A 15,705-nucleotide genomic window follows, 5' to 3' on the forward strand; every position below is an offset into this window, starting at 1 on the left:
AATAGATAATTTTATGTGATCTCTATCCACTCCTACGCTTTCAGGGTATCATGGCGCGTTTTTTAAAATTTCCGTGTTTGGTTTTAAATCAAGAACAAGACTGAGACACATATTAAACTGGAGAATACTTTGCACTTTAGAGAGTTAGGGTTAGACAATCGCTTATTGAAAAATCTTAAGCATTTTGATTTTAAGCAAGCTACAGAAATCCAGCAACAGGCCATACCGGTATCGATCGCTGGAAAAGATCTACTTGCTTCTTCAAAAACAGGCTCAGGAAAAACGCTTGCGTTTGTGTTACCTATGCTACACAAGTCTCTAAAGAACAAAGCATTTTCTGCCAAAGACCCCCGAGGTGTTATTCTTGCTCCTACCCGAGAATTGGCAAAACAGGTGTATGGTGAGCTACGTTCTATGCTGGCTGGATTGTCGTACGAGGCAACGTTAATTGTTGGTGGTGAAAACTTTAACGACCAAGTTAAAGCGTTACGCCGTTATCCAAAGTTTATTGTCGCTACACCTGGGCGTTTAGCTGATCATCTTGAACATCGCTCGCTATATTTGGATGGGCTGGAAACTCTTATCCTAGATGAAGCTGACCGTATGTTGGATTTAGGTTTTGCCCCTGAATTACGCCGGATTAGCAGTGCAGCCAAGCATCGTCGCCGCCAAACCTTGATGTTCTCAGCAACACTTGATCATGCTGAAGTAAACAGTATTGCGTTTGAAATGTTGGATGCTCCCAAGCGAATTGCGATTGGAGTTTCGAACGAGCAACATAAGGACATTACGCAGACATTTTATCTTTGTGATCACCTCGATCACAAAGAGCTGATTTTGGAACGTATATTACAGGATGCTCAGTATAAACAGTTGATTATATTTACAGCAACTCGTGTTGATACTGAGCGTCTGACGGAGAAGCTCAATGCTAATAAGCTAAAAGCTGTCGCCTTAAGTGGCAATCTTAATCAAACTCAGCGCAACACGATCATGAGCCAATTTGAGCGTGCGGTATTTAAAATTTTGGTTACAACGGATGTAGCCTCTCGTGGGCTGGACATCGCTAATGTGACACATGTAGTCAATTTTGATATGCCCAAGCATACAGAAGAATACGTTCACCGTGTTGGCCGTACAGGTAGAGCGGGAAATAAAGGTGATGCTCTTTCTTTAGTTGGCCCCAAAGATTGGGATAGCTTTAAGCGTGTTGAAACCTATTTACAGCAAGATATCACTTTTTCTGAATTAGAAGGGCTTAAAGGTAAGTTCAAAGGCTTAAAACCCAAGAAAACAGACTACCGGACTAAGAATAAAGTGGTCAAGAAGTCTAAGCCAGATAATAAAAAACTGAGCAAAAAACCAACGCAACGCGACAAAGGTTTTTACCAAAATGTTGCTGTAGGTGATTCGGTATTTATTCCGAAAAAGAAAGTCTTACCTAAAGACGATGATTAAATTTAGTTAATCATCTGAATAAAATAAGGTCTAAAGCGATAATATTTGCGCTTTTCAACTCATCATATCCAGAAAAACCACCATTTTGGTGGTTTTTTTTTGCTTACAGCTCAAATTATATTTAGCACTAAAAAGTGGCGAAAAAGACTGAGTTTCTTTAAATTTTTCATAAGCATACAGTGCCTAAAAATCCCTTTTTAATGAGCAATTATCCAGCTCCAATATCGAACAATTTTCATACTAGTGTTTGAATCTTGAAATTTTTCTTAATAGTGAAAAATCTAATACCCAAAGATACTTGTTTTCGGGCTTCATTTTGATAAAAACAATGATTGCATTGAGAGTTCTGAATGTTTAAACGAGTTCAAACTTTGAGCCTTTAATGTGTTAAAAAGCCCTTTGTCATCACGTTTTATAATTAACACTATAAATCATGTCTCTTAATTTATTTATAACAAATATGAAACATATTTAGTCTAAATTTTAACCGTAAATTCAGATAAAGGAAGATAACATGAGTTTTAAGCAGTGGAAGATTTTGCTAGTTTCACTCGTTGTAATGCCTGTTATGGCAGATACAGACGTCTACTTGACCAATAATTCATCACAGCCATTAACCATACAAGTGAGTCATGATGGTTCTGACACATTGGAGTATGGGAAGGAATGGCAGCAACCTATAGAGACACTCGGCCCATGGGAAACGAAATCGGTTTTGAGTTTTAATCGTTGGGAAGGGGTAAAATCGGGCCAAATATATAGATTCAGCACAGTGGTTTCGAACCCCGTTGGGGAAAGTATAGAGCTCAATCAGGTGATGAATGGGCATTGGTATAATTCCACAATTCAATATGGTGTGTCTTCTTCAGATTTGGCACTTGCTTTGCGAGATGATCGAGAAGTGCACCGTTTTAGTACCTCTGCATTTGGTGAACACAATGCGGAGCTAAGCTTTAAGTCTTCTAAAACTGCTCGCTATGATGACCTTCACTATACGATTACGCCAGTGAAAACTGGAGAGGTATCCGAACCGGACGAAAATACACTCAAGATCATGACGTATAATATCTGGGCTTTACCGGTAATGGCTTCTCATATAGGCGATCGCTACGACATTATTCCTGATCATGTACTGGGCTATGATGTGTTGGCTTTGCAAGAAGTGTTTGCCAGTGGACGTAATGAATTTTTGCGTGAGTTGGCGAAGGAATACCCATACCAAACTGAGATGTTAGATAAGAAGGGGCCGAACATACACGATGGTGGTGTCATCATTGTCAGTCGTTTTCCTATTGTGAGACAGACGCAGTATGTATTTCCAGATTGTGCGGGCACAGATTGTTTTGCTGATAAAGGTGTTAACTACGCAGAGATAATCAAAGGAGGCAAGGCTTATCATGTGTTTGCTACACATACGGCCTCTTCTGACACGGATAAAGCTAGAGAATATCGTCAGCGTCAGTTTAAACAGATCCGTGCTCTGGCTAAATCCTTAGAAATTCCTTCTCAAGAAACGGTAGTCTACAGTGGTGATTTTAATGTTAATAAACTGAAATTTCCCTTTGACTATCAACGTATGATGGAAAATCTGAGTGTTATAGAACCTGATTACTCGGGGTACACAGAATCGACGTTTGATCCCCGTATTAATGACTTTTCCGGTAAGGCTTTATCGGGCGGAGAAAATGTTGAATACCTCGATTATGTTATGGTGAGCAACGAATATGCTATGAAAATGCATAACAATAATCGTGTAGATGTACCTCGTACTACCGATGAGAGGCTTTGGAAGCACTACAACCTGTCAGATCATTTTCCCGTTAGCGCAGTGATTAAGTGATGGCTTATCACTATATTTTATTTATGCTCGCGGTGATAGCGGGCATTTATCTCTGGCCAGAAGAAGAGGTCAGAGTTGATGCTGCGGGAAAGACTAATGCGCAACAACTTGAGTTGAGTTTAGAGGCAATGAACAAGCACTCAGCAGACCGAACAGTCAAAACGCCTTCCACTTATGCAGTAGAGACAGTTAAAACGTCTTCGAAGGTACAATTAGCCAATAGTCAAGGCAGGGAGCTAGTTGTCGCTTTAGAGCAATTTTGGCGAGAGTGTCAGCGTCTTGATGACTGCGCACTCCAACTCTCCAACCTCAAACTGCAATTATCTAAGTCTCGCTATCAGTTGCTCTTGCGCTATCTTGATCTCAATAAAGACTGGCAACGAATTTGGGTAGATACTGAACTTAATCATTTGGTTTCGCTTTCGGATAAGGTGGCAGAATTTAAGCAGTTTGCAGCTATGGTTTGGGGTGATTTTGCTAATGTGATTTTTGCCGATGAATTTGCTCTTTATGATTTTAGCCTTGAGCTAGGTAGCCTATCTGATACTTCAGTGGAAGAGTTTGTTGATGACTACCAAGCACTATTGGCCAAATGGCAAAGACAAGAGGTATTGTTGGTGCTTGAAAGTGATCACTCAAAATATGAAAAGGGTGTCAGTATTATCCCAATCACATATTCACCAGATCAGGTTCAAGAGATAAAAAACCAGCTAGCGAAGCGATATCTAACCGATAAAGACCTCAGTGCAATTATTGCAAGAGAGCAGCAAGTAGTGCAGCAAAATGACAAGGTAGACCAATACCAAACCAAGCTTTCAGCGCTAAACGAATCTCTAAGAGCTCAAAGGCAGATCACAAACCTGTCAGATAGTGAATGGCAAACATACACTGAGAAAGAAATCAGTAAATTTCGCAAAGACTATTTTCGTTATCAATAGATTAAAATGAATTGTTACCTGTGCTCCACCTCTATCATTGTTCTTGTTTATCCACATTTAAAGATTTTTGTAAAGATAGAGTATTTACTCTTCAAGAATATCAATCGTTACCATGGCTGTAAAGCTTGTAATAATGACTTTACATTAAGGTGCATTTAACCTCTAACTTACTAATTTAACTGATAATACTATCCCTTGCATATTAATTGATTAATCAATTTTAAAATTCCAAGTCGGCATAGATTGAATTTCGAACAATTTGTTCATTAAGTGATCTCTATCTGAAAAATAGAACAAAAATCGATCGTTTTTGTTCCACTTATTGATTCAGGTGATAGGTTGGGAGGGGTAGGGCAAAGCTCTATTAGGGATAAAAATTCAAATAAGGACCATTTTTATGAGACCAAACCTACCTATCAGCTTGATGCTTGCGACAACTATGGTTGGCTTCCAGTTGAATGCAAAAACTGTAAACACAACAGATTCGCAATCAAAATCTGAGGAGATTGCACGACAGAAACAGGCGCTTGCTTTGCAAATTAGTGCGCTCTATGCCGATTTAGAGCAATCAATCAAATCACAAATCACAGAGAAAAATTTGGCTACTGGTTTGGATTCTGTAGACAGTGCTCAACCATACTCAGCGTTCAAACAGCAGATGCAACAGGCAGACTATCAATACCGTCAAACTAAAGGCATTACCCGGTATACCGATTCTGTTATGGAGCTAAGAATTGCCGATGCGTCAATGGTTAAAGATTGGAAGGAAGGAGAAAGTCCGCTGTTCGCATTTGAACCTTCAGGTGATGATTCAAATTGGCAATACATCGAAGCTTATGATGTTTACGGGCAAGTCCATGAATTGGATATTTACCAAATGCCAGATGTGCCAGTACTTGTGGTTGACAGTAATGGAGCGAAAGAGCTTCGTGCTGGGCTAATGGCAATGCGAGCTGAGATGAATCGCTTGGGCCAAGATTCTAATTTGATCACCAATGACAGCTCTAAAACGCTTTCTAATGCCAAGAAAGACATTAACCGATCGGCGAAACTCAGCGATGTGGAACCACTTAATACTACGCAATTAACTAAAATTCGACTTGATGATGATGAAGAGCCATGGATCTCAGGCAAGGCAGAAGTGTACGCCATTATTACAGGTGTCGATCCAAGCCGAGTCGAACCTGAAATTGACTTGGTTGATATGCCGTATTTAGATTACGATGGTAAAGATTACTATCCAAGCCAAACCATGATTTTCTGGCCACGTTATCGTTGGGGTGCTGTGGATATGATCTTGATGGAGCAAGACGACGGGACTGACTATAAAGAGCTGGCGAAAATCTTAGTCAAAGCCGCAGGAGATATTTTGAAAATGATCCCTGACCCAGAAATTCAAGGTTATGCCATCATTGCTCAAATAACTAATAGAATTATTGATGTTATTCCAGACGGTGTATTAACCAACGATGATGACTATCTTGATTCTTACTATACCCTGATGCAAAACACTCCTTATGTTGAGCGTCCCGGAGCTGGTGGTAATGTTGTAGCAACCTTTAAACCAGTGACGATTTCTCCCACCGAATAAATATTGATGATAAAAAAGTAGCGAAAATTAATAACATTCGCTGCTTTTTTATTTTTGAACATTTAAATGTTACTAAATAGTAGAATAATCTATTTTAAATTCTAACATCATATAATCTGATGAAAATTTCAATATGTATATTTCATATATACATTTTAAATATTGAACCCTAAATTTGTTATTTAAAATATAAATAATCCAATAAAAATCACCACAAGCTATAATGTTAAATATATTATTTACCAAATAATATAGCATCGTTATGTTTATGAAATAGACATTGATAAAATTTATTTTAATGTGTTACCTGCGTCCTAAATATAAAATAAAATAGATATTAATTACCATATGTTAAAGTCAAATTAACTGCTCATATAGTTATTTTTTTTAGGTAAAATTCGAATTAAATGTTTATTTTAAATATTTGACTGTTTTTGGTGTCTATTTTTAGATGTTTTGTCTTGTTGTTATTGAACTCACTGTAAATATAATTTTTTATAGTTTTAACTAACAAGAATATTTTATTATGCTGGTTTTTTTACCTTTTAAAAAATTCATATTTGTTTTTATATCGATGTTGATTCTTAGTGCTTGTGGAGGAGATGGAGGAGGTGATTCATCCCCTCGTTCTCGAACAACAGCAACAATTACAGGTGTGGTATTTGATGCGCCAGTATCAAAAGCTGATGTGACAATATACGAATTTAACAATGGTTTGCTAGGGCGTGAGCTAGGTACAGTATCGACTTCTGTAAAGGGGGAGTATGTAATTGATGTCGACTCAGCTTCGATGCCTTTATACATTGAAGTGAAGGGAGGGATATATGAAGATCCACTTTCGGGAGATCGCGTAGAGTTCAGTAATGGTAAACCGATACATATGGCCAGTGTATTCAATTATACAGAGGGAATATCTCAACAGGTAATGGTAACCCCTCTAACTTACATTGTTACTGGCTTGGCTGAGTTTAAGATAAAAAATGGGGTTCCAGCTGCACAAGCCATTGATGATTCGATAAGTACCGTCAGTTCTATGTACGGAGCTGAAGAACTTAACATTAATTCTGTTTTACCCATTGATATCACAAAAGGTGGTGTTTCTGGTGTTGCAACTGATGGTCATTTATACGGTGCGTTGTTAACAGCATACGCCTCATTTGCTTACGATTTATTGAAAGAAAGTGCTAATGGAGGGGATGCGTATACCTCTATGAATTTATCCGACATTGGTTATCGTGATGTTTTGGCGGATGGATATCTTGATGGAAAAGAGTTAGATAGAACAGCTTCGTTTTCGCAGCCCATCTATTTTGGTAATGAGCGTATTGATACGGATTTTTATACTAATTCGATTGCTCAGCAGGTAATGATTGTCGTCACCGATCCAGAGATTAACTTAGCATCTGGGCTAGATAGTGAACATTTTGACAAATTTATGGATGGTGCGGCTTTTGATCGTTACCAGAGCATGGCAAATTATCTTAATAATAGAGGTGTTAAAGGTAATGAAGGAGTCATTTTATCCAGAACTAAAATAGAGATTGACGAAACTCCCCCTAGTGCTGAGCGTGATGGCAACTCTGTTCTTAAAGGTTTGGATACAGTAGAGTTGCTCATTAGCGATGATACAGGAGTGTCTGATACCCAAATCACCCTTCGGCATAGATTCGATGAATCAGAGCAATGGAACGACATCACTTGTAGCTCTAATAGGGATAGAGTTGATGTTTTATGTTGGATTGATGATAGTGATTTTGTTACTGGACCTAGGGAAACCAGTCTAAAAGTCAATATAAATACGACATATTTAGATTCTGAGGATGAAAGTTTATCTCCAGAAGCCTATTTACTGGTTCAAACTTCTGATGTCATGGGTAATGAAGATATGTCCGGCACTTTATTACCACTCATTTGGGATAACATAGCGCCAATTATTGAGATCACTTCGGCACAGACAATTAATGAATCAACACCGACCTACCTTCTAGAAGGGTTAGTAAAAGAAGACCCCGAGTCGTTAGTTAATGGGTTTGTTTACGTTTCACTATCGAGTGGAGCGCCACAACCTTATTTATGTACGGCAAAAATCTTTGGTTCTCAAACATGGTGTGAGTTTAAAACTAATGGTTACTCGACAGCAGCATTTGGGGATACAGCCAATTTTAAGATAACGACTGAAGACCTTAATGGGAATATAGGTGAATCCAACTTTACTTTATATAATGATAACGTTGTACCTATTTTGCAGGTGAAATATCCAAAAGAGTTCTTTAATTTTGAAGATGATCAGGGAATTAGCTTTGATGCGGAATATTCAGAGGCAACGTATAATAACTTGTCTGTCGGAAGCTCAACTCAGTATCTGAAGATACTCTATGATTATGCATCAAGAGGGGTATCGGTAGTTCATCCAGAGTTAGATTTTACAGATTTTAATAAGCAGTCATTAATTGATGTCTCCTTACCTTTTGTAAGCGCTACAATCTTTGACGATACTAGTGATGAAAATGTCTATGGTTCATCTGCTGATAATTTGACTTTAAAGGTCAAGTATTTTTCAAAGGAACAAGGGGGAGATTCATTCATATACCAGACAGAAACCACGCAAAAAGCTAGTGATGCTGCATCCGGAAAAAATGTAGCCATTCCGTTTGAAGCTCTTGAGTATGATGCTGATGGTAATGTTCCTCGAATGACATACCACATACCTTATTCAAAGGAGGTTCTTGATTTATATTTTGGGGATAAGACTTCCGAAGATATACAGAAGTTGGTTATTTCGGTAATTGATGCATCTGGCAATGAGAGCGCTCCTCAAGAAGTTTATTTTAGGTCAACATTTGATATGCCAGAGGTGACCATTGTTTCACCCTTTATAAATGCTCAAGTAAGGCTCGAAGGACTTAAGTCTAACGGCGCATTCAATTATCTTAAATCTTGTACTACACAGCAAGTAGGTCAAGCACATGATGTGGCAAGTTGTACGATAACTTATGATTCGGCTGACTATGAGTTTTTCCGAGTATTTGTTAAGAGTGATGGTCGTACTCACTACTATCAGTGGAGTAAAGATGAATCAATACCGGTCGCTATTTCTACAAATGATAACCTTGGTGCATATTTTTCTTCTGCTGATAAAACAACACTTTATATTACCGAGTTTTCAAGTTACCACACAGGTTTGTTCGATAGCCAATGGGATAGTTTGGATTCAGGTGAAAAACGGTAGCGAAAGCTGAACAAATACTAGTGGAGGTAAAAAGTGCATTGAACAATCAAGCAAACTCAATGCTTGGTTTTGATCCTGTTGGTACTCCTTATGCGACTAATGAAATGCTGAGTTCTAGCCTCCCCCCCATTTTGAGTGACGAATATATCTACCGCTTTTTGCTTGAAAGTTTGACAGAGATGGCACATGAAAACAGCGCAAGTGACGCCAGCTCCATTGATTACGCTAGCGCTTTTTATGAAGACTTATCTTATGATGGTAAGGCTGACGGGCAAGGAGAAAGCGGTCAAATCCTTGTTGGTTTTGATGAGCTGAATTCTGAAATTTATCGAGATAGTTTGGCTAGGTATTATTATGAGATAGTCACTGATGCGGGTATTGAATCTCAGTATGCACTTGCTCAAGCAGATCACTTTGCTACAGCAAACCCTACATATGGCAGTGTTACTGTATTTGATGATGAAGGTGGTAGTATTGATCGAGAACCGCCGCTAGTTACTCTTGCGCCAAATGAGGTACAAGAAGAAGGAGCATTTACTACTACTGGCTCTGGAAATGACTTCAAAATAGCTGGCAAAGTCACTTCAACATTGATCATTGAAGATTCAGCAACAGTTGATGTTGAGAGTTTAAAGGTTTTTGGTGTCGATAATTCAAAAAAAAAATTAATTACTGATATTGATTTTGTGAATAGCGATGAGTCTACAAAATATAGGAAAGTTTATGATTTTGTTATTGATTCTCAAGAAGTAATTTTTGAGGATGTCAAACAATTTGAAATTGAAGTCACTGCAAAAGATGGGGTAGAAAATAGAATAGGCCCTATCATAGTATCAACTTATTATGTTGATAACCAAGCACCACAAAAAGCAAGTGTTCTTGTATCTCCGGAGTTTCCAACTCAGGATGACACCGTATCTTTCTCTATCGAGTTCTCAGAACCAGTAGCTGATGTTGAAGCGACCTTTGATGGAATTGATGTTGTATTTGAAAATGCAGAGGAGTATCAATTTGTTTGGACTGGTGAGACGTCTGAGCCTATTACACTTAAAGCCGATGAAGCGTCAAAACAACTCATTGTTAAAGATACTTACCATGATGAAGTGAATAACCACCATCAGGAATTTATAGAAGAAATTCTTGTTACTCCCACGATCACAGTTGATGACGTTACTGAAGATAATATCGTTAATGGTGAAAATGATGAGATTACACAAGTTGTATTTAGTGGTACCACTAAAGGTTATGAGAGTGGTACCACCTTGACTGTAGCCGTTGCTTCCGATAAACGTCCTGAAGATAAATTTGGTCCTATAGAGGTTACAACAAATGGTCCTGATGGTAGTTGGCTAACACCTTCTCAAAATATGACGTTTTGGGAGGAAGCTGATTTTACAGTGCATGTCATGGGCCCAGAAATTCTCTCGGTAGGTCAGGTCACAGCCAATAAACGATCTAGATATGTGGATCATATCCAGCCCCAAGTTGTCCAGTCTGTGATAGAAGTATTGCCTACTACGCTAGAAAAAGTGAGTGACATGCAAGAAGTACTTATAGATGGTCAATCCGCTTTAGTAACCTTGGCTTTTAATGAGAGAGTTACGCAGCCTACGGCAACACTAAATGGGCAAAGTGTTATTTTTGAAGATCAACCGATGATGGAAGATGTTTCAATTAGTTGGGTCGGTAGGGTAGATGTGCTGGAGTTACCTACTAATACTGCTACATCTGTACTGGATGTTTCTGGGTATGAAGATACAGCTTTGGAGCCTCATGAGGGTATGGTGTTTAGTAAAGTAATAGCACTCAAGCCTGTGCTCATTATGGATCCTATTGATGACTTATTGGCGAGTGATACAAGGATGTTTTCTGTTTCTGGCAGTTCAAAGGGATTTGAAAATAATGCTGAGCTAACGATTAGTGTTACTACAAAAAATATTCCTAGTCAGAATTATACAAAAAAAGCAAAGGTTGGGCCTGATGGCCTTTGGCATACTATTGATGAAGATATTTCCCAGTGGCAGCAAGGTACATTACTTATCGCAGTAAATGGTGAGAACAGCGTTGGCCAGGTAGCAGATGAAACAAGCCAAGAAGTTCTTTTTTCTGATGACATAGTACCGCCAGTTGATAAGGTTGTGTCTCCCTAACATTTGGATGTAAGGTATGTCCAACATACCGTAGTGTAATAGATACAAAACGTCATTGCTGAATAAAAAACAATCAATAAAGCTCAATGGGCATACTAAGAAGTAGACCCCATTGAGTCTTACCACACCTAGTTAGCTCTTTTGGCAAAAAAGGTTGTCTGATTTTGGTATTTGTTGCATGTCTCGACATTTTCTCTTCCTCACTGGCTTTGAGTTCTTTGTTGCTCTCGAGATGAAAAAACTTAATTTTCATCACAGTTTTTCTGTAAATATTTTATAAACTTCACACTTCGTATTGAGATAAATAAGATCCTTAGGACTTTGCATGAACAAAACATTGATTTCGCTACTACTCGCAAGTGCACTGACACTCGGTGCGTCAACACCTGCAATCGCAGATTCAGAGCAAGCCGTACAAGCCTCTGCGCAATACACAGATTTGGTAACAAAACGTGAGGTAGTCGATAAGCTTTTAAATGATGCGGTAAGCGCATTTAAGTCGCCTGCACGAGTTTCTCACGCTGGTTTTACAGCGAAAATGCCAAGCAATATGGAAATAGTGACCGATCGCCTCTTGCAAGCATACCAACTCGAACCTTACCGAACGGATTTGTTGATTTCAGCGGCGAATGCGCAAATCTATAACAAGAATGTTGATCGAGCGATTGAGTTATTTGAGCAAGCTTTATCAGCCGTGCCTGATGATATTGATTTACACACGTATTTGGCTGTGTGGCAAAAATTTAAGGGTAACGAGGAAAAATCACAAAAGCATAGACAGACTCTGATCAAGCTCAATACGGGCAAAGCGCAAGATTTAAGCCGAATTTTACAAACGATTGACCGAGTGGTTGCGACGCCGCTGAAAGAGAAAGCGGATAAGGGCGTGCTTAGTGATCGTGGAGCAATCGTAACGCTGGGGTATGCGTTAAACCCAGATGGCTCAATGCACCCAATTTTAGTTGAGCGGCTTGAGACTACGTTAAAACTTGCTAAAGCGAATCCTAAAGCACTTATTGTTCTGACAGGGGGCGTACCACAAAACCACAAAACGGAAGGAAAACTCATGGCTGATTGGCTGATTGCTAAAGGAGTGAGAGCAGATCGTATTATTGAAGAAAATTATGCTACTAGCACAGTGGGCAACGCGCTATTTAGCAGCTATGCGCTTGCAAGACATAAGATCAAACACGCAACAATCATCAGTTCGGCCAGTCATGTCCGTCGTGGTCAGGTTCTATTTGAGGTTGCCAGTTGGCAAACCGGCCCAACAGGAGTTACCTTTGATACCGTCGCATACGCGGATAAACCACTTAAAGATTTAAGACAGATCAGTGATAGTGAGCTGCTTGGTATTTATCGTGATGCTTTACGAACTTACGGCATGTGGAGCTATCGCTCTTACCCGTTGGAATCAAGGTAATAAAATGTTTCACTGGGTTAAATTGTTAATGATTGACTCGCGCCCGAAGAGATTTAGTTTGAGAGCGAGTTCCTTTCGATCTTAGGCGCTTTTCGTTAGCCGCTCTGCTAGGTTTAGTTGGGCGGCGTTTTTTGGGTACTTCTGTAGCACTGCGTATTATCTGTGTGAGTCGATGGAGCGCATCTTCCTTATTTTGTTCTTTTGTCCTAAATTGTTGGGCTTTAATCGTGATCACGCCTTGCTTTGAAATTCGGGTATCACTGAGTGACATTAAGCGTTCTTTATAGATGGCAGGGAGTGAAGAGTGAATAATATCGAACTGGAGATGTATCGCAGAAGAGACTTTGTTAACGTTTTGCCCACCAGCACCTTGTGCTCGTATCGCAGTGAGCCTAATTTCCCAAGCCTGAAGTGTAACCGTATTTGAAATTTTAAGCATAATAGATCGGTGTGTCGGATTAGCACTTAAAGTGTAAATCAGAAGTATATTGAATTCTATTGGTTTTGCTGACCGATCTGGTTTAAAGTAAATCTTGTCTTGTAACACTCGGCAATTTATTGATGGCTAGCTACACTCTAACAAGCAGAGTCTAGAGAGAATAGAGCATGATAAAGAAGCACATAGGTGCACTAACAGGGATTCGAGGGGTTGCTGCATTGTGGGTTTTATTGCACCACTTGGTCACTCAATATCCGCTCGAAGGAAAATTACCTCATCTGATTACAAACATTGCTGAAAAAGGCTGGCTTGGCGTTGATTTATTTTTTCTTTTAAGCGGCTTTGTGATTGCTTATGTACATCATAATGACTTTAGCAATCAGATTTCTTTTTCGATTTGGCGACGTTTTATGTGGCTTCGTATTGCACGGATCTATCCTGTTCATTTAGTGACAACGCTAGCATTGATACCTATTTTTTTGCTAGCAAGTAGTCAATTCAATTATCAGTCTGCTGTGGACGCCTTCTCATTGCCCAAACTGTTGTTTAGTTTGAGCTTAACTAATGGTATGGGTATTGGGAACTCCATTGGTTGGAACGCTCCTTCATGGTCGGTGAGTAGTGAGTTTTTCGCTTATTTGTGTTTTCCATTTTTGGCGGCATCAATATTTAGAACACCGCTTTCCGTACGTCAGTGTATCTCTATTATTGGTGCAATATTTATATTGACGATCAGTTTGGGTTGGTTTTTAACAAGTAGGCAAAGCTATTTTGCAGGCTGGGAGTTTGTTCTGCTGCGAGTACTGAGTGAGTTTGTAGTTGGGATGATAATTTTTAGAATTTATCAAATTTCTAAGTTCCGTACTTTGTTTCCTGTGGCCCTAGTGGCTCTAGCGGTTATTGTGTTAATGAGCCTATTCAATACTCCTAGTCGTTGGGACTGGGTTTTGATCATAGCGTTTGGTTTGCTTTTGTTCTCTTTAACCGATGAGAGTCACTTTGCTAGTCGTTGGTTGTCCAGCAGTGCTGCTGTTTATTTGGGTAAAATCTCATACTCAGTTTATCTATGTCATGGAGTCGTCTTTATGGTTCTAAACAGTGCATTTGGTCGATTGTTGCCTGATTGGTCAGGTGTCGCTTTATTACTCCCTACCCTAGCGTATGTTGGGATATCGTTACTTGCAGCGCATATCATCTACACATTTATTGAAGTACCGGCACAACGCTGGCTTAAGTATGGGTTAAAAAACTAATATTTTTATAGAGGTTACTGATTTTTAATATTTATTTTAATGTTTCTATTACTGTGTAAATTACAATAAATTAAATCGGGTATTGTTTTATTTATATTTAAACCTTCAATATTAGTTGATAATAATCACATAAAAATATTAATATATTGTGTTTTAAAATTAAAACTTGAAAGAGTTCATATAATATTTGATATTGCACCTTGAAATTAAGGAGTAATGAATGAATAAAAATAACATACTAGCAATATTATTTTTTTCTGTACCATCTATTGCTGATACATTATCTATTGTGCCAGATATAAAAAATGGTTTACCTGCTATTATTAGTGAGCCTGTTTTATACCAAGAACCTCAATTTGATTATTTCGATTTGACAGAAGGTTATTTAGAGCAACGTGCGGAGGCAATAGCAAAACTTCCTATTGCTTTGACTAGTGTTGAGCGAGTCTGCATTCAGACATCATACAATCATATCGATCAATATACGGACTCACCTCAATCTGGTGTACTTATTTATACTTATGCACAAGACAATAATGGAAAAAAAGTCAACAATACGACTATCGGTGATAGAATCAACTTAGACAGAGTGTCTGAACATTGTATTGATGAATCTAACTGGGTGTACGAGAATTGGTTAGCCGACAAGAATATGACCTTTACTCCTTATAGCTCATCATCGTCTGTTATAACTGATGTACGTGTAATTGTTGATGGAACATTATCTTTATCACAGATACCTAAAGAATTTATCCAGCAATATTATGATTTTATTAATAAAGTTGGATTTGATCAATCTGCAGCATTTTATCACCCCGATGACATTAACAGTTTGAAAGACATGGTTGTATTGGGACTTGAAAATAATGATCCTAGTATGAAACTTATAAGAGATATCGCTTTTGGTAAATCGATCACTAAGGAAGATATTGCTCTAATGGCAGCTGCTGATTTTATGAATCAGTTCCTTTCTATTATTGCCCATTCATCAGGTAATAACACGGCTAACTTAGAGTCATTTCAAGTAATCAATGTATTTGAATATAATGATAAGCAGTACATTAATGTTGAGAAAAGAGAAAAAATATTTGGTAAAGTAATCACAAGGAATGAAGTAGTAATCTTGAAAAAGTATGGTAATTATTGGATGCTAGAACTTCCAGAGAGTTTGAAAGGTATTCTAAATAAATAAGTAATAAATATGGTGATGAACTGTAAATCATCACCAATTAATTATTTTAAATAAATAGAAAATTTTTATTATCCATTTATAAGAAAAGTAAATTTATTTTTACTCAGATCTATTCTTTTTGATTATTGATTTTATTGATTTTATTGATTTTATTGATTTTAATTTATTTGATATTTGATATTTGATATTTGA

Annotated in this window: 10 protein-coding genes; 9 read left to right on the forward strand and 1 reads right to left on the reverse strand. The window is 38.2% G+C overall.

Annotation, left to right across the window (positions count from 1 at the left end; genetic code table 11):
• Positions 1 to 117: 117 nt before the first annotated feature.
• From OCV27_RS17265 to OCV27_RS17295, 7 genes are all read left to right on the forward strand, one after another.
• Positions 118 to 1,458, forward strand: coding sequence for a DEAD/DEAH box helicase (locus tag OCV27_RS17265; protein ID WP_125321341.1), 1,341 nt, complete (start codon positions 118 to 120; stop codon positions 1,456 to 1,458).
• A 514-nt stretch (positions 1,459 to 1,972) separates the two neighbouring features.
• A complete protein-coding gene (locus OCV27_RS17270; RefSeq protein WP_125323445.1) occupies positions 1,973 to 3,298 on the forward strand; it encodes a sphingomyelin phosphodiesterase in 1,326 nt (441 codons plus the stop codon).
• The gene (locus tag OCV27_RS17275; protein ID WP_125323444.1) at positions 3,298 to 4,236 is read left to right on the forward strand and encodes a chromosome segregation ATPase; all 939 of its coding nucleotides are present in this window, start codon (positions 3,298 to 3,300) and stop codon (positions 4,234 to 4,236) included. Before OCV27_RS17270 ends, OCV27_RS17275 begins: the two co-directional genes overlap by 1 nt.
• 397 nt (positions 4,237 to 4,633) lie before the next feature.
• The gene (locus tag OCV27_RS17280) at positions 4,634 to 5,827 is read left to right on the forward strand and encodes a DUF3103 domain-containing protein (RefSeq protein WP_125323478.1); all 1,194 of its coding nucleotides are present in this window, start codon (positions 4,634 to 4,636) and stop codon (positions 5,825 to 5,827) included.
• Positions 5,828 to 6,353: 526 nt separating this feature from the next.
• Complete coding sequence (locus OCV27_RS17285; protein ID WP_125323229.1) at positions 6,354 to 9,056, forward strand: hypothetical protein; 2,703 nt, start codon at positions 6,354 to 6,356, stop codon at positions 9,054 to 9,056.
• A gap of 38 nt (positions 9,057 to 9,094) precedes the next feature.
• Positions 9,095 to 11,206, forward strand: coding sequence for a hypothetical protein (locus OCV27_RS17290; protein ID WP_125323228.1), 2,112 nt, complete (start codon positions 9,095 to 9,097; stop codon positions 11,204 to 11,206).
• Between the two features lie 325 nt (positions 11,207 to 11,531).
• A complete protein-coding gene (locus OCV27_RS17295; protein WP_125323227.1) occupies positions 11,532 to 12,629 on the forward strand; it encodes a YdcF family protein in 1,098 nt (365 codons plus the stop codon).
• A gap of 25 nt (positions 12,630 to 12,654) precedes the next feature.
• Here OCV27_RS17295 and arfB read toward each other — a convergent pair whose 3' ends face one another.
• Positions 12,655 to 13,068: an alternative ribosome rescue aminoacyl-tRNA hydrolase ArfB gene (gene arfB, locus OCV27_RS17300; protein ID WP_125323226.1), complete on the reverse strand. Its 414-nt coding sequence runs from the start codon at positions 13,066 to 13,068 to the stop codon at positions 12,655 to 12,657.
• A 167-nt stretch (positions 13,069 to 13,235) separates the two neighbouring features.
• On the opposite strand from arfB, the gene OCV27_RS17305 reads away from it, so the two are divergent.
• Positions 13,236 to 14,321 (forward strand): acyltransferase family protein, encoded by a 1,086-nt coding sequence (locus OCV27_RS17305; protein ID WP_125323225.1) that lies wholly within the window; start codon positions 13,236 to 13,238, stop codon positions 14,319 to 14,321.
• Between the two features lie 220 nt (positions 14,322 to 14,541).
• Entirely contained in the window at positions 14,542 to 15,513 is a 972-nt protein-coding gene (locus OCV27_RS17310) for a hypothetical protein (protein ID WP_125323490.1), read from the forward strand.
• The last annotated feature ends 192 nt before the right edge of the window (positions 15,514 to 15,705 follow it).

The sequence above is a fragment of the Vibrio pectenicida genome, from assembly GCA_024347015.1.
GTDB classification, from domain to species: Bacteria; Pseudomonadota; Gammaproteobacteria; order Enterobacterales; family Vibrionaceae; genus Vibrio; species Vibrio pectenicida.